Source organism: Pseudomonas sp. HN2, assembly GCF_020736465.1.
Lineage (GTDB): Bacteria > Pseudomonadota > Gammaproteobacteria > Pseudomonadales > Pseudomonadaceae > Aquipseudomonas > Aquipseudomonas moraviensis_A.
This window is the reverse complement of record NZ_CP085885.1, coordinates 3,426,505-3,450,676: the sequence shown is the minus strand read 5'-3', so window position 1 is coordinate 3,450,676 and position 24,172 is coordinate 3,426,505. Positions and strand designations below refer to the sequence as shown.

Here is a 24,172-nt window from a genome sequence, read left to right as displayed (position 1 = left end):
GGGCGAAGCAACGGGGCATGGCGATTATCAGCGCGTTGTTGATTGCCGCCGTGGTGGCGGTGATTGCGGCGGGGATGCTGACGCGTCAGAGCGTGGCGACCCGGGCGCTGGAGGCCGATCAGCAGCGGGTGCAGGGGCGTTGGGTGGCGCAGGGTGGCCTGGAAGTCAGCCGGCAGTTGCTGTGGGATGCGCGCCTGCGTGATCCGTTGACCCGGCGTGATCAGCCTTGGGCGCAGCCGTTGCTGGCGGCGGGTTTTGCCGGGCGGCTGGAGGATGAGCAGGGCAAGTTCAACCTACGCAATCTGGTGGCCAACGAGCGAATCGATGAGGCGCAGGTGCAGGCGTTTGAGCGTTTGTGCGAGCTGATTGGTGTGAGCGCCGTTGTCGGGCAGCGCATCCGCCAGCGAGTGATTGCCGGCTATCCGCATCTGCTGAATGCGCAGATTGGCGCGACTGGCAAAGCCGGTTTCGACAGTGGCCGCGCGACTTCGCCGGATGCCGCGCATAAACCGCAACCGCCGAAGGTGCCGATGCTGCGCACACTTGATGATCTGCGCAGCGTCGAAGGGGTCACCGATGCACTGATCGGTCAACTGGCGCCGTACGTGACGGTGATTCCGGCGACGACATGGATCAACGGCAATACCGCTACGGCGCAGGTGCTGGCGGCGTATGTGCCGAGGCTTTCGCTGCAGCGGGCGACGGCGTTGATTGCCGAGCGTGACGCGGGGCGCTGGTTTATCAATCGCGGCGATTTTGTGAACCGCTTGCGCATGCCGCAACTGGAAATGAGCAGCGTCAAAGTCGGCATCACCAGTGACTGGTTTCGTTTGCGCGGTGAGGCGCGGCGTGATCAGCGCCGTGTCAGCCTCGACGCTTTGCTGCACCGTAGTGAAGATCGCCTGCCGCAGGTGATCTGGTCGCGGGTGGGCGCATGAGCCAGTTGCGCGTCGCTTTGCCGCCGCTGGCGGAGCTGGAGTTGCACAGCGAAGTGAGCTGCGCCTGGCTGGATCGTCAGGGGCAGGTCACTCATGAAGAGCGGCTGAGTCTGATCGAGTTGGGGCAACGGCCAAAGCAACCGCCGCTGCTGTGTTTTCTGCATCCGGCCGACAGCCTGCTCGCCAGCATTGATCTACCGCCGCTGCCTGCGAACAAAACCGCGGCGGCTGTGCAGTGCGCGGCGCAGGCGTTGATGCTCGGCGACAGCAGCCAGATGCATATCGGCCACAGCCCTCGCGATGCGGGCGGGCAGGTGCAGATTGCCTGGGTCTCGCGGCAGCACTTGCAGCGTCTGGCTGCGCTGCTCAAGCAGGCGGGGTTGAGTCTGCGCGGTTTGTATCCGGCGCCGTATAGCCTGCCGGTGCTGCCGGGGGTTGTCGCTTGTGTGGCGGACGGGCATTTGCTCCGGCGCGAGAGTTTGAACAGTGCGCAGGTTGAGCCGTTGCTCGGTGACGAAGTTGATGAGGCATCGTTCGAAGCCGGATCAGCACAGCGCTGGATCGGTCCCTTGCCCGGTTGGGGTTTGCACGGTGGTCTGCAGCAAACCGGCGGCGAGCAGCGCGGCTGGGGGCGTGCAGTCGGGTGTGTGGCTTTGGCCGTGGTCGTTTGGGTGGTCGGGCTGAATCTGTACGCCGCCCGCGAAGCGCGTCAGGGGCAGCAGTTGAAGGCGCAGATGAGTCAGCGGGTGAAACAGGCGTTTCCCGAATTACCGGTGATTCTCAACCCGCTGCAACAGGCGCGTCAGCAACTGGAGCAGCGGCAAAAAGGCGCGGTCGATGACCCGGCGCAGAACTTCAATCGGCTGGTGTTGCAGGCCGGCACGGGCATGCCGTTCATGGCCGGCAGTGTCGAGCGCCTGACCTATCGCGACGGCGTCTTGCAGTTGGCGTTGCTCAGCGATGCAAACCGTGGCGGCAACGACAAGGACTGGCAAAGCACCTTGGCCCAGGCCGGCATCAGCGTCACTGCCGATGACCAAGGCTGGACCTTGCGCCCGACCGATGAATCCACCGCCAACACCAACGAAGACGACGACAGCGGAGCAGACGATGAGTAGAGCGACGCTGGCGATTTACCGTGCGCGCTGGCAGCGCTTCAGCAGCCAGTTGCAGGCGCGTTGGCAGCCGTTGGCGCTGCGTGAAAAACGCATGGTCGGCGGCACGGCCGTGATGCTGATCGGTGTGTTGATCTGGCTGACGCTGGTCAAGCCGCCGTTGGCCAGGATCACTTTTTGGCAGAGCGAAACGCCCAAGTTGCGCGCGCAGACCGAAGCACTGGAAGTGCTGTTGCGCAGCGTCAATGTGCGTCCGCAAGGGCAAAGCGTTGGCCAGTCGCTGGAGCAAAGTCTGCAAGCGGCGGGGCTGGCCGGGCATTACCAATTACAAGCGGCAGACGGCGGGGCGTGGCAGTTGAGTGTCGACGCCGCGCCGGCCGATGTGCTGCTCGACTGGCTGCTCAGCCAGCCGTCACAACTTTCTCTGCAGGTGGTCGAGGCGCAGTTGCAACGCGCAAACGAAACCTCGACCGATGTCACCGCCGGCACATTGTCAGGCACCGTTCGCATGGATCAGGCGCAGGGCGCTAAGGAAGCTTCATGAAGGAGTCACGCTGCAAACCGGCACGTCTGGCGCTGCCGTTGTTGCTGATGGCATTGAGCGCGTGCAATAGCACCACGGCACCGCAGAATCAGCCGCCGTTATTGGTCGACAGTGAACTCGGCAGGCCGCTGGCCAACACCCAGCGCAGCGGCGATGCGGTGGCCGATCGCGAGCGGGCGCAGGCTCAGGCGCGGCCGGTGCCGAAGCAATTGCACAACATCAGTCAGCGCGGGCGCAGTAGCGGTGGCGCGTCGAGCAACTCGGTCGCGCGTAATCCGTTGGGCGAGCAACCGGTGACGCTGAATTTCGTCGAGGCGGATATTCAGGCGGTGGTGCGTGCGCTGTCGCGTGCCACCGGGCAGCAGTTTCTCGTTGATCCTCGGGTCAAGGGTAATCTGACCCTGGTCTCGGAAGGTCAGGTGCCGGCGCGGCAGGCTTACGACATGCTGCTCGCGGCGTTGCGTATGCAAGGGTTCAGCGTGGTCGATGTCGGCGGCGTTGCGCAGGTGGTTCCCGAGGCCGATGCGAAACTGCTCGGCGGGCCGATCTATAGCGCCGACAAACCAGCGGGCAACGGCATGCTCACGCGCACGTTTCGTCTGCAATACGAGAACGCGGTAAACCTGATCCCGGTGCTGCGCCCGATCGTTTCGCCGAACAATCCGATCAATGCCTATCCGGGCAACAACACCGTGGTGATCACCGACTACGCCGAGAACCTTACCCGCGTCGCGCAACTGATCGAGAGCATCGACACGCCGAGCGCGATCGACACCGATGTGGTGCAGATCCAGAACGGCATTGCCGCCGACATCGCGCCGATGGTGGCTGACTTGCTCGATGCGCCGGGCAATGATCCGACGCAGAAAATCGCGGTGATTGGCGACCCGCGCTCGAACACCATCATCATCCGCGCCGGCAGCCCCGAGCGCACCGAGCTGGCGCGTAACCTGATCTACAAACTCGACAACGCCCAGAGCAATCCGAGCAATCTGCATGTGGTTTATCTGCGCAACGCGCAAGCGGCGAAACTGGCGCAGGCGTTGCGCGGTTTGCTCACCGGCGAGAGCGACAGCGGCAGCAGCGACGCGGCGCGTTCGGTGCTCAGCGCGATGGGCAGCAGCACCGGCGGCAATGCCGGGCAGAACGGCCAGAGCAGCACGCCGAGCACGGGCACGACAACGTCGACTGGCAGCGGCGGAACTGGCGGCAGCTATGCGCAGGGCAGTGGCGGTGCGGCGAGCAATGGCGGTACGCAGAGTAGCGAACAGAACGTGGCTTTCAGCGCTGGTGGCGTGACGATTCAGGCGGATGCCACCACCAACACGCTGCTGATTTCCGCACCGGAGCCGCTGTATCGCAACTTGCGTGAGGTTATCGATCTGCTCGACCAGCGCCGTGCGCAGGTGGTGATCGAGAGCCTGATCGTCGAGGTCGGCGAGGATGATGCCAGCGAATTCGGTGTGCAATGGCAGACCGGCAATCTTGGCGGCAAAGGCGTGATCGGTGGCGCCAATCTCGGTGGCGCGGGGCTCAACACGGGTGCCAAGAACAGCATCGACGTACTGCCGCAGGGTTTGAACCTCGGCTACGTCAACGGCACCGTCGACATTCCCGGCATCGGCAAGATTCTCGACCTGAAAGTGCTGGCCCGGGCGTTGAAGAGCAAGGGCGGCACCAATGTGCTGTCGACGCCGAACCTGCTGACGCTGGACAACGAAGCAGCGAGCATTTTTGTTGGCCAGACCATCCCGTTTGTCAGCGGCAGCTACGTCACCGGCGGCGGGGGCACCAGCAACAACCCGTTCCAGACCGTGACCCGCGAAGAGGTCGGCCTCAAGCTCAACGTACGCCCGCAGATTTCCGAGGGCGGCACGGTGAAGCTTGATATCTATCAAGAGGTCAGCAGCATTGATGAGCGCGCGTCCAACAGCGTGACCTCGGCGGGCATCGTCACCAACAAACGTGCGATCGACACCAGCATTCTGCTCGACGATGGGCAGATCATGGTTCTCGGCGGGTTGCTGCAGGACGGCTACAGCCAGAGCAATGACGCAGTGCCGTGGCTGTCGACGATTCCGGGACTCGGCGCGCTGTTTCGCAACGAACGCCGGGCCATCACCAAGACCAACCTGATGGTATTCCTGCGCCCGTACATCATCCGCGACAGCGAAGCGGGGCGCAGCATCACCCTCAATCGCTACGACTTCATGCGCCGCGCCCAGGGTGGCTTGCAACCGGAACGCAGCTGGGCGATGCCGGACATGCAAGCGCCGCAATTGCCAGCGGCGGCCGAGGGCGTCCCACCTTCAGGTCCTCGCGCCACGATTAAAGCGGTTCCGATCGAAGCAGGCCCACGACTATGAGCCCAATGATGACTGTGGCGAGGGAGCTTGCTCCCGCTCGGGGGCGCAGCCGCCGCGAATTCGCTGTGCTCGGTGTACCTGAAAAAACCGGTTTGCCGGGTTTGGGTCTGCTGCGCAGCCCAGCGGGAGCAAGCTCCCTCGCCACAGTGGGTGTGTGGGGGTTTGGGACGGGTGGTCTCTGCTTCGGTCTTCGCTGTTCAACAGTGCCCACGCCTCTGAGCCGACTGGCGAGGGAGCTTGCTCCCGCTCGGGGGCGCAGCCGCCGCAAATTCGCTGCACTCGGTGTATCTGAAAAAACCGGTTTGCCGGGTTTAAGTCTGCTGCGCAGCCCAGCGGGAGCAAGCTCCCTCGCCACAGGGGGGGTGTTGGCGTTTGGGAGGGGTGGGCTCTGTTTCAGTCTTAGCAATTCAGTGCTCGGACCTCTGAGCCGAATGCTGACTGTGGCGAGGGAGCTTGCTCCCGCTCGGGGGCGCAGCCGCCGCGAATTCGCTGTGCTCGGTGTGTCTGAAAAAACCGGGTTGCCGGGTTTGGGTCTGCTGCGCAGCCCAGCGGGAGCAAGCTCCCTCGCCACAGGGGGTGTGTGGGCGTTTGGGAGGGGTGGGCTGTGCTTCGGTCTTAGCAATTCAGTGCTCGGGCCCCTGAGCCCAATGAAGACTGTGGCGAGGGAGCTTGCTCCCGCTCGGGGGCGAAGCCGCCGCAAGTCCACTGTGCTCGGTGTATCTGAAAAAACCGGTTTGCCGGGTTTGGGTCTGCTGCGCAGCCCAGCGGGAGCAAGCTCCCTCGCCACAGGGGGTGTGTGGGGGGGTGGCAGGGATGGTCTATGTTTCGATCTCCGCTGTCCAAGGGTGCCCATGCCTCTGAACCGAATGATGACTGTGGCGAGGGAGCTTGCTCCCGCTCGGGGGCGGAGCCGCCGCGAATTCGCTGCACTCGGTGTACCTGAAAAAACCGGTTTGCCGGGTTTGGGTCTGCTGCGCAGCCCAGCGGGAGCAAGCTCCCTCGCCACAGGGGATGTGTGGGCGTTTGGGAGGGGTGGGTTCTGCTTCGGTCTTCGCTGTCCAAGAGTGCCCACGCCTCTGAGCCAAATGATGACTGTGGCGAGGGAGCTTGCTCCCGCTCGGGGGCGAAGCCGCCGCAAGTCCGCGGCACTCGGTGTGTCTGAAAAAACTGGTTTGCCGGGTTGGGGTCTGCTGCGCAGCCCAGCGGGAGCAAGCTCCCTCGCCACAGGGGGTGTGTTGGAGTTTGGGAGGGATGGTCTCCGCTTCGATCTCCGCTGTTCAAGTGTGCCCATGCCTCTGAGCCGAATGATGACTGTGGCGAGGGAGCTTGCTCCCGCTCGGGGGCGTAGCCGCCGCAAGTCCACTGCACTCGGTGTGTCTGAAAAAACCGGTTTGCCGGGTTTGGGTCTGCTGCGCAGCCCAGCGGGAGCAAGCTCCCTCGCCACAGGGGATGTGTGGGCGTTTGGGAGGGGTGGTCTCTGCTTCGGTCTTCGCTGTTCAACAGTGCCCATGCCTCTGAGCCCAATGATGACTGTGGCGAGGGAGCTTGCTCCCGCTCGGGGGCGTAGCCGCCGCAAGTTTGCTGCACTCGGTGTACCTGAAAAAACCGGTTTGCCGGGTTTGGGTCTGCTGCGCAGCCCAGCGGGAGCAAGCTCCCTCGCCACAGGGGGGATGTGCGCTTTTGGGAGTGGTGGGCTCTGCTTCGGTCTTCGCTGTTCAGTGCTCGGGCTCCCTTGCCACACGGATGAGGTGCAGCCGTGGGTCCTTGGGAGAAGTGTTTCGTGAGTAGATTGCCTTATGCCTGGGCCAAGGCGCAGCGGATTCTGCTGCGTGACGATGTGCTGACGGTGTGCCCGTCGACGCCCGGTTGGTCGATCAGTGAAGTGCGCCGGCAGTTCGGTGCGACGCAGGTCGAGCGGGTGCGCGATGATGAGCTCGACGGTTTGCTCGCCAGCGCTTACGCCGACACCGGCAGTGCGGCGGCGGTGGTCGGCGCGGCCGAGAACGAGGTCGATCTCGATCGGCTGATGCAGGACATGCCGGAAATCACCGACCTGCTCGACACTCAGGACGGCGCGCCGGTAATTCGCATGATCAACGCTTTGCTCACCCAGGCCGCGCGCGACGAGGCCAGCGACATTCATATCGAGCCGTTCGAAACCCATTCGGTGGTGCGCTACCGCGTCGACGGCACCCTGCGTGACGTGGTCTCGCCGCGCAAGGCCTTGCACGGTGCGCTGGTGTCGCGGATCAAGATCATGGCCCAGCTCGACATCGCCGAAAAACGCCTGCCGCAGGACGGGCGGATCGCGTTGCGCGTAGCGGGGCGGCCGATCGATATCCGCGTCTCGACAGTGCCGACCGGCCACGGCGAACGTGTGGTGATGCGCCTGCTCGACAAACAGGCCGGGCGCCTGCAGCTGGAAACCCTCGGCATGGATGCGCAGGTGCTGGCCAAACTCGACCACCTGATCCGCCAGCCCCACGGCATCGTGCTGGTCACCGGGCCGACCGGCAGCGGCAAGACCACCAGCCTCTACGCGGCGCTGGCGCGTCTGGATGCGAGCACCAGCAACATCCTCACCGTAGAAGATCCGGTGGAATACGACCTGCCGGGGATCAGCCAGATTCAGGTCAACGCCAAGATCGACATGACCTTTGCCCTCGCGCTGCGGGCGATTCTGCGCCAGGACCCGGACATCATCATGATCGGCGAGATCCGCGATCTGGAAACCGCACAAATCGCCGTGCAGGCCTCGCTCACCGGGCATCTGGTGCTGGCGACGCTGCACACCAACGATGCGGTGTCGGCGGTCAATCGTCTGATCGACATGGGCGTTGAGCCGTTCTTGCTGGCGTCGTCAATGCTTGGCGTCCTTGCGCAACGTTTGGTGCGGCGCCTGTGCAATCAGTGCAAACAGGAAGACCCGGCCACCCCTGGCACCTGGCGTCCGGTCGGTTGCCCGGCGTGCAACCACACCGGTTACAGCGGTCGCACCGGCATCCATGAATTGTTCTGCATCGACGACGACATCCGCACGCTGATTCACCAAGGGGCAGGGGAGCAGGCCTTGCGCGCGGCGGCGTCGAAAGCGGGGATGTTCAGCTTGCGTGAGGATGGTGAACGCTGGATTCGCAGCGGTGCCACCGCGCCGGAAGAAATCCTTCGTGTGACACGGGACGCCTGATGAATCGCTATCGTTTTGAAGCGGCGGATGCCACGGGAAAAATCGAGTCCGGGCACCTTGAGGCGGACAGCCAGAGTGCTGCGTTCAGTGCCTTGCGCGGGCGCGGTTTGACGGCGCTGTCGGTGCACGAGGAAAGCAACGTCGCCCGACACGGTGGCGGTGGTTTGTTCAGCGCCAAACTCTCCGACAACGACCTCGCCTGGGCCACGCGGCAACTGGCGAGCCTGCTCGGTGCCAGTCTGCCGCTGGAAGCCGCGCTGAGTGCCACGGTCGAACAGGCCGAGAAGAAACACATCGCCCAGACCCTCAGCGCCGTGCGTGCCGATGTGCGCAGCGGCATGCGTCTGGCTGAATCGCTGGCGTCGCGGCCACGGGATTTCCCCGAGATCTACCGCGCGCTGATTGCCGCCGGCGAAGAGTCCGGCGATCTGGCCCAGGTGATGGAACGCCTGGCCGATTACATCGAGGAACGCAACAACCTGCGCGGCAAGATTCTTACTGCGTTCATCTATCCCGGTGTGGTCGGGCTGGTGTCGATCGGCATTGTGATTTTCCTCCTCAGCTACGTGGTGCCGCAGGTGGTCAGCGCTTTTTCCCAGGCGCGGCAGGATTTACCCGGTTTGACGCTGGCGATGCTCACAGCGAGTGATTTCATTCGCGCCTGGGGCTGGTTGTGCGCAGCGATCATGGCCGGGGCGTTCTGGAGTTGGCGTTTGTACTTGCGCAATCCGGCAGCGCGGTTGAGCTGGCATCACCGGGTGCTGAAATTGCCGCTGTTCGGGCGTTTCATTCTCGGCCTGAACACCGCGCGATTCGCATCTACGCTGGCAATTCTCGGCGGCGCGGGGGTGCCGCTGTTGCGCGCACTGGAAGCGGCGCGGCAGACCCTGTCCAACGACCGCTTGAGCCTGAGCGTCAGCGAGGCCACGGCGAAAGTGCGCGAAGGCGTCAACCTCGCCGCCGCGTTGCGGGTGGAGAATGTGTTCCCGCCGGTGCTGATTCACCTGATCGCCAGCGGCGAGAAAACCGGCTCGCTGCCGCCGATGCTCGAGCGCGCGGCGCAGACCCTATCGCGGGATATCGAACGACGGGCGATGGGCATGACCGCGTTGCTCGAGCCGCTGATGATTGTGGTGATGGGCGGGGTGGTGCTGGTGATTGTGATGGCGGTGTTGTTGCCGATTATTGAGATCAACCAGTTGGTGCAGTAGCCGGGTTTGATGTTGGCCGGGCCGGCCTCTTCGCGAGCAGGCTCGCTCCCACAGGAGAAATGCATTTGAACTGTGGGAGCGAGCCTGCTGGCGAAAGCGCCAGTAGCGACACGAAAAAACTCAAATATTTTTCACCAGCCTCAGCACCACCCGAGCGCCAATCCGACCATCCTCGGGTTCTCCATTCTGTCATCTGCAACCACCCGCCAACGGCTCCAGCCCGATTCAGCCAAACCCGCGATCCAGACGCCCCGCGATACCCCGCAAACACCCGAGAAATCCGCACAAAAATCCCCGCGCAGCTCCCGAGGTTTTTTCCTTTATCTGTCACCGGAAGCTGCGAATTTCTCCCTGCGGCTCCACCACGGTGGACCCTCCCGGTGTCATGCAAGCCTTCCGAAACCTGTGTTCCAAACCAAGTTGAAAAGGAGATTCTTCATGTTCAAGCGCACTCTGATCGCCGCCTCACTGACCGTCGCCGCTCTGGCTTCCGCCCAGGCCATGGCCGCCAACGTTACCGGTGGTGGCGCGACGCTGCCTGCCGCGCTGTACAAAGGTTCTGCCAACAGCATCCTGCCAGCCAACTTCAGCTACCTGGGCACCGGTAGCGGCACTGGCAAGAGCGCTTTCCTGACCAACAACTCGGCACTGTTCAACACCACCGGCACCGTGCACTTCGCCGGTAGCGATTCGGTACTGAGCACCGCTGAGCTGACCACTTACACCACCAACTTCGGCACTGCGTACGGCCCGCTGATCCAGCTGCCATCGGTAGCCACTTCGGTTGCCGTGCCCTACAAAAAGTCCGGTCAGACCGCTTTGAACCTGACCAGCGCGCAACTGTGCGACGCGTTCTCCGGCACCAAGACCACTTGGGGTCAATTGCTCGGCACCGCTGACACCACGCCGATCCGCATCGTTTACCGCAGCACTTCCAGCGGCACCACGGAAATCTTCAGCCGTCACCTGGCGTCGATCTGCCCAACCAAGTTCGCCACCAACTCGACGTTCACCAATGCGCGCCTGCCAGCCGGTTCTGCATTGCCTTCGAACTGGGTAGGCGTTGCCGATACCGCCAACGTAGCGCCAACCGTAAACCTGGTTGACGGTTCGCTCGGTTATGTCGGTCCGGACGGTGTTGCTGCCGCCAACAACGCGGTGGTTGCCCGCGTCAACGGCGTACAGCCAACTCAGGCCAACGTAACGGCGGCGCTGTCGACCGCCGCTCTGCCGACTGATCCGACCAAACCAGAGCAGTGGGCTCCGGTGGTCGCCAACCCGGCCAGCGGTTACCCGATCTCCGCCTACACCAACCTGATCCTGGGCCAGTGCTACAAGGATGCGACTGTGGCCGCTGACGTCAAAGCGTTCCTGACTACCCACTACAGCGTGCCGGGCAACGCCGCCGCAACCCTCGCGCACGGCTTCAGCATCGTGCCAACCAACTGGAAGAACGCGATTACCGCCAACTTCGTCAGCAACACTTCGGGCAACAAGCTGGACATCAACAACGCTAGCGTGTGCAACGCCATCGGCCGCCCATAAGCCTGCAGTTTCACCCGGCAACACGAATGGCAGCCCGTTTTCGGGCTGCCATTTTTTTTGCCGTGGGGCGCCGTTACTCCTCATTCATGAAGTTTGTGTGACATCTGTTCGGTCGTGGCCGGCGACAACCGCCTACGTCCTGACAGCAGGTTGTTGCCGATCTGCGGCTTATCAGAAAAGGATCTTGTCGTGATGCTTGCTCGCCCGTCCCGTCGTCGTAACAACGCCCCCTCGTCCCAACGAGAAACCGCTGACCCGGCGCTGTGGCTGCTCAAGCCGCTGGCGCAGGCTGTGGCGTTGTGTCTGGTGGCTGGCAGCGCGCACGCACAAACGGCATTCAGCTCGGGCTGGTTTGCCGCCAAGGGTGCCGCCCAGCAAATCGCAGCGGCGCGACCGAATGCGGGCGGGTTGCCGGGCATGGCGCCGCCGCTGGCACAGCAGCAGAAAGCCACTCAGCAGTTGCAACGCTCGATTCAGACGTTGAACAACACGGTGGCCGCGATCGCCGCGCAACAGGCTGCGCAGGCGGCCGGTCGGGCGACCGCGTTGGGTTCGGTGCAGTTCGTCCCGGACGGTCTCGGCGAGGGTGGTCTGAAGGTCGACAACAGCCTGACGCAGGGTTGGCAGAACGCCAAAGGCCCGCAGCAGACCCAGGCTGATGGCAAGACCCAGGTGCGTATCGAGCAGACGGCGGACAAGGCGATTCTCAATTGGGAAACCTTCAACGTCGGCCGTAACACCACCGTCGAATTTGCCCAGCAGGCGAATTGGGCGGTTCTGAACCGGGTCAACGATCCGACGGCGCGGCCGAGTCAGATTCAGGGTCAGATCAAGGGTGACGGCACGGTGATGCTGATCAACCGCAACGGTATCGTTTTCAGCGGCAGCAGCCAGGTCAACGTACGCAATCTGGTCGCCGCCGCTGCCAATATCACCGACATTCAATTTAGCGAGCGTGGGCTGTATGTCGACAGCAGCGCCAGTCAACCGACCTTCACCGACGCCGCTGGCAAGGTACTGGTGGAGCGCGGCGCCACGATTGCAACCCACAAGCCCGGCAAGTCCACCGATGCCGGCGGCTATGCCTTGCTGCTCGGCAACGAAGTGCAAAACGACGGCAGCATCAGCACCGCCAAAGGCCAGACCGTGCTTGGCGCGGGCGATCGTTTTTATATCCGCAAAGGCTCGGGTACCGAGGGCAACGGTTTTTCCACGACGTTCGGTAACGAGGTGGTTCCTGGCTTCAACGCCGATTCCGCCGCCGGCAAAGTCAGTAACCAGGGCTTGATTCAGGCAGCAACCGGCGACATCACCCTGACCGGGCATGACGTGCAGCAAAACGGCGTGGCGCTGGCCAGCACTTCGGTGGCCACGCGCGGCACCGTGCATTTGCTCAACCCGGCAAGTGACAGCACCGGCAGTGTCACGCTGGGGCAGGGCAGTGCCACGGCCATTCTGCTCGACAGCAGTGACCTGACGGCGCTCGACAGCCAGCATCAGGCGGCGCTTACCGGGGTCAACGCCAACAACAGAATCCGCAGCGATCAGTCGCGCATCGACATTCAGAGTGGCGGCAGCGTCGAGTTCCAGCAGGGTTCGATCACCCTCGCGACCAGTGGTCAGGTCGCGGTGACAGCGGGGCGTCGCAGCGTGGTGCGCGACGGCGCGATGATCGATGTGTCGGGGGCCATTGGCGTGAAAGTCGCGATGGAAACCAACAGCATCAAGATCAACGTGCAAGGCAACGAGCAGCGTGATGCGTCGGTCAATCGGGAAAAAGGTGCGCTCAACAGCAACGATATCTGGGTCGACGTGCGTGAACTGGTGCATGTGCCGGCCGGCACCAATGGTTATGCGACGGATCGCTGGTACACGGCGGGCGGATTGCTCGAAGTGGGCGGCTACCTTGGCACCCAGGGTCACGGCATCGGCGAGTGGATGGCGCAGGGCGGCACGCTGAGCTTCGCTGGCAATGATGTGGTCACCGAGAAAGGTTCGCTGATCAATCTGTCGGGCGGCACGCTCGATGTGCAAAGCGGCGAGATTCGCCAGAGCTGGTTGCGCGGCGCGGACGGCAAGTTGTACGAGGTGTCCCGCGCACCGGGAGACCTGCTCTACACCGGGTTGTACAAAGGCTACGAGGACAGCAGCGCACGCTGGGGCCAAAGCCACTATTACTACAGCCCGTTGATCGCGCCGGGCAGTCGTCGGGAATCCGGCTACACCGTGGGCCGCGATGCCGGTCAGTTGGTGATTGCCACCGGTAATGCCGTGCTTGAGGGGCAGATGCTCGGTGAGGTCTATCAGGGCGAGCGCCAGACCCAGGCACCGCGTGCGGTCATCGATGGCTACGCGCAGAGCCAGACCGCGCTGGCCCGGCGTGGGCAATTGATCGTCGGCAGTTATGACCCGGCGTATATCGCGTCGGCCGGGGGCTTGTTGTACAGCCTCAACCCGTTGCTCGATCAGGTGCAGCTCGGCGGCGAGCGCCCGGTCGATGCCGGTGATACCGGACTTGCCGGGGCAGTTGCCGAGGCGCGCCAGGGCAAGTTGTATCTCGACACCGCGCAGCTCGATAGCTGGCGTCCGGGGGCAGTGAAGATTGCTGCGAGAGACCGCATCGAGGTCAACGATGCACTCAGCGTGGATGCCGGTGGCGACATCACCCTGTACGCGCCGGATGTGCAGGTCAACGCCGACCTGACCGCACGCGGCGGCAGCCTGCAACTGGGCAACGTGCTCAATCAACTGCTGTCCACCACCCGCACCGACACGCTGATCACCGCGCAAGCGGGCAAGCCGACGCAAGTTTCGCTCGGCGACGGCGTGCGCCTCGACACCCGCGGGCTGTGGAGCAACCTGCGCACCAACCCGGATGACAGCGCCAGCCTGGCCTATGTGAACGCTGGCCGCGTCGCGATTCGCAGCAGTGGTGATATCGAGATCGGCAGTGGCAGCCTGCTCGACGCGTCTTCCGGCGGTGCGGTGTTGGTCAACGGCAAGACCCGCGGCGGCAAGGGCGGGGATGTGACGCTGGAGTCCAACGCCATCACCGCGCCGGGCGCCACGCATCTGCGTCTCGACGGCGACATTCGTGGTTATGGCGTGACGGGCGGTGGCACCTTGACGATTCAGGCCGGCAAAGTGCTGATCGGCCAGACCGACCAGGCGCTGGCCGATGACACGCTGCAATTGAATTCGAATCTGTTCAATAAAGGTTTCGCCGCTTACAGCGTCATCGGCCTGAAGGGGCTGGACCTTGCCGACGGTGCGGCGCTCGATGTAACGATGCCGGTGTACCGCTTTGCCGAGGCGGCTGCCAGCCAGGCCAGCGGTGCCGATCCGCGCTCGGCACTGCAATTGTGGACCCCGGACTTGTACCAGCAGGATCCGCTCAAGGGCGTGCTGACCCAACGCGCGGGCGCCAGTCTTGCGTTGCAGGCCGGCGCCAGCCGGATCGGGTTGATCGACCCGACTACCAGCACCCTGACGCTGGGCCAGCGCTCGCGGATCACTGTCGACCCCGGCCAGCGCATCGACCTGCGCGGCGGCGGGCAAATCACCGTCAACGGCGAACTGAATGCCTGGGGCGGTTCCATCGACATTCGCCAGCAGCAGTTTGCCGCGATCAACCCGGCAACCTTCGGCGACAACCTTGGCGCGCAGGCTCATGATCGCTCGATCTGGATCGGTGAACAGGCAGTGCTCGATGTCGCCGGTCGATCGGCTACGGCCAGCGATGTGCTGGGGCGTACCTACGGCAAGGTCGACAAGGGCGGCAGCATCGTCATTGGCGGCGAGATCAATGCGCAACAGGCCACGGCGACGGCGGCGGATGCCTACATCATCGTGCGCGAGGGCGCGCGGCTGGAGGCGAGCGGCACCGAGGCGGTGATCGATGTCGTGGGGCAAGGTCAGACCCGAGTCGCCAGCGACGGTGGCCGGATCAGTCTGAGTTCCTACAACGGTCTGTACATCGATGGGCAGCTTCAGGCTGCGGCGGGTGGTGCAACGGCTGCAGGCGGGCAGTTGGAGATTGCGCTGGATACGCCGCTGTACCTGCTGTCGGCAGCGCAGAACACGGTGCGCCGTCCGCGTGAAATCGTCATCGGTCAGCAAGCGCAGGCCGCGTTGCTGCCGAATGATTTGCAGCCAGGCGCTGCCGATGACGGCTTGCACTATGGCCAGGCACGTCTGAGCGCCGACCGCTTGATGTCCGGCGGTTTCGACAATCTGAGTCTGTTCAGCAACGGCCTGTTGTCATTCGATGGCGATGTCGATCTGCACATGAAGCAGAGCCTGGATGTGTACGCCGGTGCGTTGTCGCTGGCAGAAAATTCGCCGGACGCCTCACGTATCAATCTGACGGCGCCGTACATTCGCCTGTCCGGCATCGGCACGTATTTTTCCATCCCCGGTTCGATTCGTCCGCAAGTGCTCAACAGCCCGACCCCGGCGTTGTCGTCCGCGCAGTTCACGGCGTCGGCGGATTTGCTCGATGTGGCCAACAGCCTGTCTTTCGGCGCCAAGGGCTCGATCGCGCAATTGAATGCGTCGGCCAGCGAGGTCAGCCGACGCGGCTTCGAACAGGTGACGCTGGGCAGCCGTGGCGACCTGCGCTTCCTCGCGCCGGCTGACAAAAGCAAAACGCAGTTGTGGACGGCGGGCGACTTGAATCTCACGGCAGCGCAGATCTATCCCGCCAGCGGCGTTACCGCCGAAGTGCGCGTCGGCTATCAGGACGGCACTGACGACCCGGTGCATACCCTGCGCGTCGCTCAGAACGGGCCGGCACCGGTCGCGCTGCCTTACTCGGTGTTTGGCAGCCTGTCGCTGATCGCCGGCCACATCGAGCAGGGCGGCACGCTGCGCGCACCACTTGGCGCGATCAGCCTGGGCGATGATATTTTCACCAAGACCCGCGAGCTGAACCTGCTGCCGGGCAGTGTCACATCGGTCAGCGGCGCCGGTCTGCTCATGCCTTATGGCGGCACCACCGATGGCATCGACTATCGCTATGACGGCGCGTCGGTGGTGTTGCAGGGCATCGCCGGTGGGCCCGCAGGCGTCACGCTGAAATCGCAATATGTCGATGTGCAGAACGGCGCGGTTATCGATCTGTCCGGTGGCGGTGATCTGCGCGGCGCCGGGTTTGTCTCGGGACGCGGCGGTTCCACCGATGCCCGTTTCAACCCGCTGGTGCGCAATGCCGCCGACGGCACTTTCAGTCTGCCGGGGCTGGCCAGCAACCCGGTCTATGCGATCGTGCCGGGCAACCAGAGCGCCTACGCGCCGATGCTGGGGGAGGCGGGTGCGGTCGATCCGCGTATTGGCCAGCAGGTGACGATTGGCGTCGGCGTGCCGGGCCTGGCGGCTGGCACCTACACGCTGCTGCCTTCGACCTTTGCCTTGCTGCCCGGCGCGTTTCGGGTCGAGGTCAATGGTCAGGTTGCGCAAAGTCTCACAGGCGCCGCGCAGCAAATGCGCAACGGCTCATGGAGCAGTGCCGGGCAGATGTCGATCGCCAACACCGGCGTGCGCGACAGTATCGCCAGCCAGCTCATCATCACTTCGGCCGACGTGCTGCGCCGTTATTCGCAGTACAACGAAACCAGCTTCACCGATTTCGTGCGCAGTGACGCCGCGCGGCGTGGCGTGCCGCGAGCGCTGGCGCCGATGGACGGCAAAACCCTCAACCTGCTATTGCTTCAGGGCGGCGAGCGCGACAGTGCCGTGGATTTCAATGGCCAGGTCCTGTTCAAGCCGACCGCAGGCGGCATGACCGGTGGCGCGGTGGTTCGCGGCGGCGCAGACGAGATTGAAGTGCTCGGTGCCGGACACCAGCGCAGCGCCGATTTCAGCGGCGTGTCGTTGTATGCCGAGACCCTTAACAGACTCAATGCCGGGCGCTTGACCCTCGGTGCACAGCCAACCGTGCAGTACGCCACGGCTGGCAATATCATCTCGTTCGAGGGCGCCATGTCGGCGATCACCTTGCGCGAAGGGGCGATTCTGTCGGCCCCCGAGGTGGTCTTGCGGACCAACACAGCGCGCGGTGGCATTACGGTCGAAGCCGGCGCCGGGATCAACACGCTCGGCCGTGGTGAGGTGTCGTACGATTCTTCGGCCGGCTATATCTATCAGCCGGGCGCGGCGAGCCTGTTGCTCGCGTCCAACGGCTGGACCAATGTCCTTGCGCCGGAAGTGAACGACAGCACGGCGGCCGGGACCATTCGCATCGGCACTTGCCTGGCGCAGGTGTGCAAGGCGCCGGCGCTGCTGTATTCGGCCGGGAGCATCACCGCCGCCACTGACAAACAGTTCGAACTCGGCGAGTCGGTACGCTTCGGCACCCGCCACCTGACCCTGGCCGTGGGCAATGTGAATGCCGGCAGTGCCCAGGCGCTGGCCGCAGCGGGCGAGCGCGTGCCGGCGGGGCTGACCCTCAGTCAGAACGTGCTCGACCGGCTGCTGCAGGGCGACACGCAGTACGGCGCTCCCGCTCTGGAAACCCTGAGCCTGACCGCCCGCGACGCTTTCAATTTCTTCGGCAGTCTGTCCCTCGATACGCTGGACCGGCAGACCGGCCAGAGCCGATTGCAGAATCTGATTCTGACCACGCCGGCCATTTACGGTCAGGGCGAGGCTACTGACGTGGCCACCCTCCGTACTGCCCGGCTCACCTGGAACGGCGCCCCGCAGCGTCCCGGCAGTGTCGTCAGCCTGGGGGCTGGCACCGGGGCAGGCACACTGGACATTCAGGCGCAGCGCATCGAATTCGGTTACGGCCCGAACCCGCAAGCCAGCGGCCTGGATCAGAACGATCGCCTTGCGCTGGGGTTTGCCAACGTCAACCTGAGCGCCAGCGAGCGCATCACCGCCAACCATAAGGGCAGCCTCGCGGTATATCAGCAACAGGGCGCGTACGACCCGGTCAACGGCTACGCCTACAGCGGCGGCAATCTGACCCTGCGCACGCCTTTGCTCACGGGCGAAGCGGCTTCGGTCAACGCCTTCAGGGCCGGCAACGATTTGCTCCTGACCGGTAGCGGCGGCCAGGCATCGGCCGATGCGCTGGGCGCCGAGCTGACGCTCGCGGCGCGCAATGTCGTGATCGATGGGCGCATCGCTTTGGCCAGCGGCAAATTGACAGTCAAGGCTGAGGACGACCTGACGCTGACCAGCAACGCACGGCTAGATCTGGCCGGTCGCACGTTGGTCTTCAACGATGTCAACAAATACAGCTGGGGCGGTGATGTGGCGTTGTTCAGCCACAACGGCAATATCCGCCAGGCCGCTGGCTCGCGAATCGATCTGTCGGCGCAGAACCATCAGGCGGGCAGCCTCAGCGCAGTGGCGCTGGCGACCGACGCCGGGGTAGTCGACCTGCAAGGCGAGATCCTTGGCGCCAGCGGCGGTTATTACGACGCCGGCGGCACGCTGGTGCCGTACAAGGCCGGCGGCGTGGATATCCGGGCGCAAAGCCTGGGCGGCGAGCTGAGCGAGCAATTCGCCGCGCTCAACCAGCGCTTGAACGCCGGCAAAGTGTTCGGCAGCCGCAGCTTCCAGCTCAAGCAAGGTGATCTGCTGATTGGCGATGGACTCAGGGCCGGTGAGGTCAATGTCTCGGTGGACAATGGCAGCCTCACCGTGGCCGGCGTGATTGACGCCAGTGGCGAGCGGGTCGGCAACATTCGGCTGTCGGCGAAAAACGGTCTGACAGTGGCCGGCAATGCGCTGCTCGATGCTCACGGCCGGGTGCTGCGGGTCGACAGCTACGGCAAGATCATCGACGCACCGAACCGCGCCATGGTCGAACTCAACGCCGGGGACGGCTCGCTGACTCTCGCTTCCGGTGCCCGTATCGATCTGCGCCACGGCACCGATGCGCCGGTCGGCAATCTGCCAGGACAGAACGATGGTCTGCCGCGCGGCACGCTTGAGCTCAATGCGCCGCGTCTGGGCAGCAACGACATCGCCATCGACGCCAGCGGTACGCTGACCGTGCAAGGCGCACGCTCCATCGGTCTCAACGGTGTGCGCCGCTACAGCGATGCCCGCGACGGCGTTGATCCGGCCGCCAGTGGCCGGCCGTATCAAGTGATCGATCAGGCGCTGTTCGATCGCATCGATGTCGACAGCACCTACTTCATTGATGCCGCGCTGGCCAACACCGATCTGCTGCAACGCAAACTCGCCGGCCTGAACAATGCCACGTATGCCGATGCGTTCCATCTGCGTCCGGGGGTCGAGATCGTCAGCAACCGCAGCGATGGCGACCTGCTGGTTGAGGGTGATATCGACCTGTCACGTTATCGCTATGCGAGCCTCAATCCGCACACGCAGAAGACCGCGGCTTACGGCTCCGGCGAATCCGGCAGTCTGGTCATGCGCGCCGGTGGCAATCTCGATATCCACGGCAGTCTCAACGACGGTTTCGCGCCGCCGCCGGAAACGGTCGATGACGCCGGCTGGAAGCTGCTGCCGGGGGTACAGCCGTTTGGCGGCGACCTGATCGTGCCCGGCAGCGGCGTGACCCTGGCCGAAGGTACGCAATTTCCCTCGGGCACGACACTGAACTACGACCTGCCGATTCAGGCCAGCACGTTAGCCAGCGGCACAGTGCTGCCCACTGACGGGACGCTGGCCGAGGCTTACACAATCAGCGCCGGAACCGTGCTGGCGGGTGCGATCCACGATGCGTCGGGCAATTTGTTGTACGCCGCCGGCACCTTGCTGCGCGACAGCGTCAGTCTGCCTGCCGGCAGCCGCCTGGGCGCCGGCACTCGCTTGAGCAACGCCACGGCGCTGCAAGCGATGCTCTGGCCCAAGGGTGTGCCACTGCCCGGCGCGCTGGGTGCCGACAACACCACCGTCGGCGTCAGGTTGAGCGGCGCACTGGCGCTGTTGCGCGGGTCGCTGATTCCGTCGATGACCGACGTGGTCCTGGCCGACGGCACTGCGTTTATCGAGCTGCGTGGTTACAGTAACGCCACCCAGCAGGGCAGCAACTGGGCGGTGGCGAGTCTGTTGCCATCGGGCAGTGCCTCGTGGTCGATGCGCGTGGTGGCCGGCGCCGATCTGGCGGCGGCCGATACCCGCGCGGTGAAACCGTTGACCAGCGACGGTGATCTGCGTCTGGCCGACACCCATTACGGTTTGAAAGTGGTCGAGAAACAACTCGATACCGTCTGGGCTGAGGGCAACCCTATGGGTTACCCGGCGGGCGATGTGGTCAGCGCCGACGACCTGTACCTGTGCGATATCCTGCCGGGCGCCTGCATCGCACCGGCGAAGTTCCTCTGGGCCCCGGACAACATCGCCGGCATGCCGGCGGGTACGCCGGTCACCGATGACGAGATGTTCTGGTGCGACGCCGATCCTGCGTCCTGCACGCCAAACAAGGGCGGCATCACGGTTTCTCCGCACACGCAGATGTTCAGCGTGCTGCGCACCGGCACTGGCGATCTCGACCTGCTGGCGGCCGGCAATCTGAGCATGGACTCGCCGTTCGGTGTGTACACCGCCGGCACCCAGGCCAGCGATGTCGATCCGCGTTTCAATCAGCCGCGCGGCCGCCTGACCGACAACGGCAGCGTATTGGGCAGCGGCGGCGCCGACTATGAAAAGTGGGTAGATGGCGGTGCCGACAGTCTCTACCAGGCCTGGTATCCGACGCTTGGCGGCAATCTCACTGTCCATGCCGGCGGGTCGCTTTCCGGCGATACGGTTGGCCGTCGCGCCGTCAACTCGCAAGCCGACCTTCGCGAACAGGTCGCCAGTGTTTCGGTGGGCAACTGGCTGTGGCGCCAGGGCAGTGGCAACGCTGACGTGCCCACCGCGTGGTGGATCAATTTCGGCAGCTATGCGACCCAACCCCTGCCGGATCAAAGTGTCGATACCGGGCCTTATCTGGTGGGCTTCACCGGATTTGGCACGCTGGGTGGCGGCAATATCAGCCTGCGCGCCGGTGGCGATGCCGGCATGCTCAAGACGCTCGGCGACACGCAGTTCAATCCGCGCAGTCAGGGCTTGATCGTGGCGGTGGGCAGTACCGGGCGAGTCGCCAGCGACGGCAGCCTGCAACTGACCGGCGGCGGCGACATGGACATTCGCATCGGCGGTACGCTCAACCCATCGTTGCAGGCTCGGGCAGGGCAGAACGGCATTTCGGTACCGCGCCATGACCTGCAAGGCGCATTGATCAACCTGCGTGGTGCGGCCGAGATGAGCAGTGCCGCGCTGGGCGGCATCAACTTGCAGTACGGCGCGTCAGCCGCCCTGCAGGACCCGCGCGAAGTACGTGCCTACGATCCGTTCACGGCAACGGTTGGCAATGCCGGCGGAGGCCTGGCGCTGATCCCTGGCGACTCGGGGATGCGTTTGAGCACACGCGGCGATCTGGTGCTGGGCGGCGCGGCGGATCCAGGTCGGGTGCGCTTGCAGAACTCGACGCCGTTCACCGATCGTGACGGCGTCGAGCATGCCGGCGGCGGCTTGAGCAGTTTTTCGCTGTGGACCGATCACACCGCCATCGAGCTGTTTTCCGCTGGCGGCAATCTCGCGCCGAGCACCCAGATGGCCGAGTTCTACAACGGCCAATTGGTCACCGGCAGCAACACGGCGCCGACGGATGGCCGCTTTGTCTATCCGTCGATCCTGCGCGCGGTCGCGGCACAGGGTTCGATCTATGCCGGCCCGTCCGCCGCCTACAATCAGGCGAGCGCCTATCCATTGCTCGCATATTCGCTGCTGTTGGCGCCGTCCAACCGAGGGCAGCTGGAGCTGCTGGCCGGTGACTCGATCTATGCCGGCGGCTATGCCATCAATCAGTCCGGGGCGAACTTGTCGGCCATTGCTACACCGTTTGCTCCAGCCTTCAACGGTTTTGCCAGCAGTACCTCCGGCAGGCCACTTGTGAGCAACTACAGCAGCGATGGCACGCAGGCCAATAAAAATCTGCGTTACTCGCTGTTTGCCTTCGGTGCAGACACGTATTCCTCCGCCAGCGCAGTGCAGGCGCCGGCGCGTTTCTATGCGTTGAGTGGTGATCTGGTGGGTGTTCGCAGTGGCGAGACGCTGAGCTTTTCACCGTCGAACCAGACCTGGTACGAAGCCGCCGGCCCGGTGTGGATGCTGGCAGGGCGCGACATTGTCGCCTCCGGCACTTTCCTCGGCCAGCCATCGACCGTGGCCGATGACATTGGCAGCGGCGCCAATGCGGCGACGTCTACCGGTAATCTGTTCATCCATAACGATCCCCGGGATGTGTCACGGGTCTCAGCGGGCCGGGACATTCTTTACAGCAGCTTTGACATCGCCGGTCCCGGCCTGCTGGACATCAATGCCGGGCGCAACATTCTCATGGAGGACCGCGCCAGTGTGACCAGCCTCGGGCCGATTGCCGCAGGCGATAACCGACCGGGCGCCAGTGTTGTGCTGCAAGCAGGCGCGGGCGTGCAGGGGCCGGAGTATTCACGCTTCATCGCGCGGTACCTGAATCCGCAAAACGTCGCGGACTCCGCTGTGGCCCTCAGCGCGCAACCGGGCAAAGTGGTCAAGACCTACGTCGAAGAACTGCAGAGCTGGCTGAGCCTGGGTTATGGCTTCAAGGGTAGCGACGAACAGGCGCAAGCCTTCTACGCCACACTGCCGAGTACCGAGCAGGCGATCTTCGCCCGCCAGGTGTACTTCGCCGAACTGCGCGCCGGCGGCCTGGAATACACCGATGCCGATGGCCCGCGCACCGGCAGTTACCTGCGCGGTCGCAACGCCATTGCGGCGCTGTTCCCGACCACCGATGTGGCCGGCAATCCGATTCGCTACGACGGCGATATCACCCTGTACGGCGGCGCCGGGGTCAAGACGCTGTTTGGCGGCGATATCCAGATGCTCACGCCGGGCGGTGGCCAGGTGTTTGGCATCGAAGGCGCGGCGCCGCCGTCGACAGCGGGGATCATCACCCAGGGCTCGGGCGACATTCAGTTGTACTCGCAGGGCAGCATTCTGCTCGGCCAGAGCCGGATCATGACCACCTTCGGCGGCTCGATTCTCGGCTGGTCCGCCGAGGGCGACATCAACGCCGGTCGCGGCTCGAAAACCACCGTGGTCTACACACCGCCAAAACGTGTGTACGACACCTGGGGCAACGTCACGCTGTCGCCGTCGGTGCCGAGCACTGGCGCCGGTATCGCCACGCTCAACCCGATCGCCGAGGTGGCACCGGGCAACATCGACCTGATCGCGCCACTGGGTACCATCGATGCCGGCGAGGCGGGGATTCGCGTCTCCGGTAACGTCAACATTGCCGCGCTGACGGTGGTCAACGCCGCGAACATTTCCGTGCAAGGCAAAGCGACCGGCGTGCCAGTGGTGTCGGCGGTCAACACCGGCGCAATTACCTCGGCCAGTTCGGCGGCTACCTCGGCGACCCAAGCTGCGGAAGACGTCGCCCGTCAGCAACAGGCAGCGGCGCGGCAGAACCAGGCCTCGGTGTTCACTGTGCAGGTGCTCAGCTTCGGCAATGAGCAACTGGCACCAACGCGCGATGGTGCCAGCCGAGCGCCGACGACGGGCTACAACCCGGACAGCCCGGTGCAGGTACTGGGCGCCGGGGCGCTGGATGAACAGGCGAAGCAGCAGCTGACCGAGGAGGAGCGTGGTCAGTTGACGTTGTAAAAGGACTCTCGTGTAGTACGTTTGGGCGGCCGGTTGGCCGCCTTTTTTTATGAGTGGTATGGATATTTTTTAAGGGCGTGCAATACGGTCAGAATATTGATCTGGTCTGTCACCCGATAGACCAGTAAATAATTCGAGTTAATGACCATTTCGCGAGTGCCCGGTATTCGGCCGGAGCGGAAACCATGCGGTATCCAGGAAAGCCTTCGCGCTGCCGCGCTGAGCTTTTGGTGCAGTGCAAGTGAAGCGACAGTGTTGCGTTGTTCAACGTATTCGATGATGTCAGCCGGATCTCCAAGAGCCGGTTTGCTCCAGTTAACCGGCAGCGCGTCGATTCTTGCGCCTCTCTTCCAGCATCTGGCCTAGCAGCACCATTGCCTCGTCGTGGGGAACAGGCGGGCGTGGTTCATCAAGTGCGGCTTGTACCTTGGCCCGATACCAACGGTCATAGCTCGCAGCCTCTTCTTCGGTTTCGAAGTCTGAAACGATAGGTGAAAGTTCAGCGCTCATCATGACCTCCATGATCAATGTGAAGCAGTCTAAGGGGGATGTGGCTCGTTGTCGTCACTGGCAGGACGAGGGACTCAT

General features: G+C 64.0%; 10 protein-coding genes. 8 read left to right on the top strand and 2 right to left on the bottom strand.

Annotated features, from left to right (window positions below; all coding sequences use genetic code 11):
- The first annotated feature begins 17 nt into the window (after window positions 1–17).
- From gspK to LIS66_RS14840, 8 genes are all read left to right on the top strand, one after another.
- Window positions 18–938, top strand: a complete 921-nt coding sequence (gene gspK / locus LIS66_RS14875) for a type II secretion system minor pseudopilin GspK (protein ID WP_227972463.1) — start codon at window positions 18–20, stop codon at window positions 936–938.
- Complete coding sequence (gene gspL, locus LIS66_RS14870) at window positions 935–2,056, top strand: type II secretion system protein GspL (RefSeq protein WP_227972462.1); 1,122 nt, start codon at window positions 935–937, stop codon at window positions 2,054–2,056. Before gspK ends, gspL begins: the two co-directional genes overlap by 4 nt.
- Window positions 2,049–2,597: a type II secretion system protein GspM gene (gene gspM, locus LIS66_RS14865; protein WP_227972461.1), complete on the top strand. Its 549-nt coding sequence runs from the start codon at window positions 2,049–2,051 to the stop codon at window positions 2,595–2,597. The genes gspL and gspM overlap by 8 nt, the downstream gene beginning before the upstream one ends.
- Window positions 2,594–4,963, top strand: coding sequence for a type II secretion system secretin GspD (gspD, locus tag LIS66_RS14860; protein ID WP_227972460.1), 2,370 nt, complete (start codon window positions 2,594–2,596; stop codon window positions 4,961–4,963). Before gspM ends, gspD begins: the two co-directional genes overlap by 4 nt.
- Before the next feature lie 1,780 nt (window positions 4,964–6,743).
- The gene (gspE, locus tag LIS66_RS14855) at window positions 6,744–8,150 is read left to right on the top strand and encodes a type II secretion system ATPase GspE (protein ID WP_227972459.1); all 1,407 of its coding nucleotides are present in this window, start codon (window positions 6,744–6,746) and stop codon (window positions 8,148–8,150) included.
- Window positions 8,150–9,361 carry a type II secretion system inner membrane protein GspF gene (gene gspF / locus LIS66_RS14850; protein ID WP_159245407.1) on the top strand — a complete coding sequence of 404 codons (1,212 nt, stop codon included), beginning with the start codon at window positions 8,150–8,152 and terminating at the stop codon, window positions 9,359–9,361. The genes gspE and gspF overlap by 1 nt, the downstream gene beginning before the upstream one ends.
- 438 nt (window positions 9,362–9,799) lie before the next feature.
- Entirely contained in the window at window positions 9,800–10,906 is a 1,107-nt protein-coding gene (locus tag LIS66_RS14845) for a substrate-binding domain-containing protein (RefSeq protein WP_064362798.1), read from the top strand.
- 192 nt (window positions 10,907–11,098) lie between these two features.
- Window positions 11,099–23,584: a filamentous haemagglutinin family protein gene (locus LIS66_RS14840; protein ID WP_227972458.1), complete on the top strand. Its 12,486-nt coding sequence runs from the start codon at window positions 11,099–11,101 to the stop codon at window positions 23,582–23,584.
- Between the two features lie 47 nt (window positions 23,585–23,631).
- Here LIS66_RS14840 and LIS66_RS14835 read toward each other — a convergent pair whose 3' ends face one another.
- Together LIS66_RS14835 and LIS66_RS14830 are read right to left on the bottom strand one after the other, a co-directional pair.
- A complete protein-coding gene (locus LIS66_RS14835) occupies window positions 23,632–23,862 on the bottom strand; it encodes a type II toxin-antitoxin system RelE/ParE family toxin (protein ID WP_252876246.1) in 231 nt (76 codons plus the stop codon).
- Window positions 23,863–23,899: 37 nt separating this feature from the next.
- Window positions 23,900–24,094 (bottom strand): stability determinant, encoded by a 195-nt coding sequence (locus LIS66_RS14830; RefSeq protein ID WP_227972457.1) that lies wholly within the window; start codon window positions 24,092–24,094, stop codon window positions 23,900–23,902.
- Window positions 24,095–24,172: the final 78 nt, after the last annotated feature.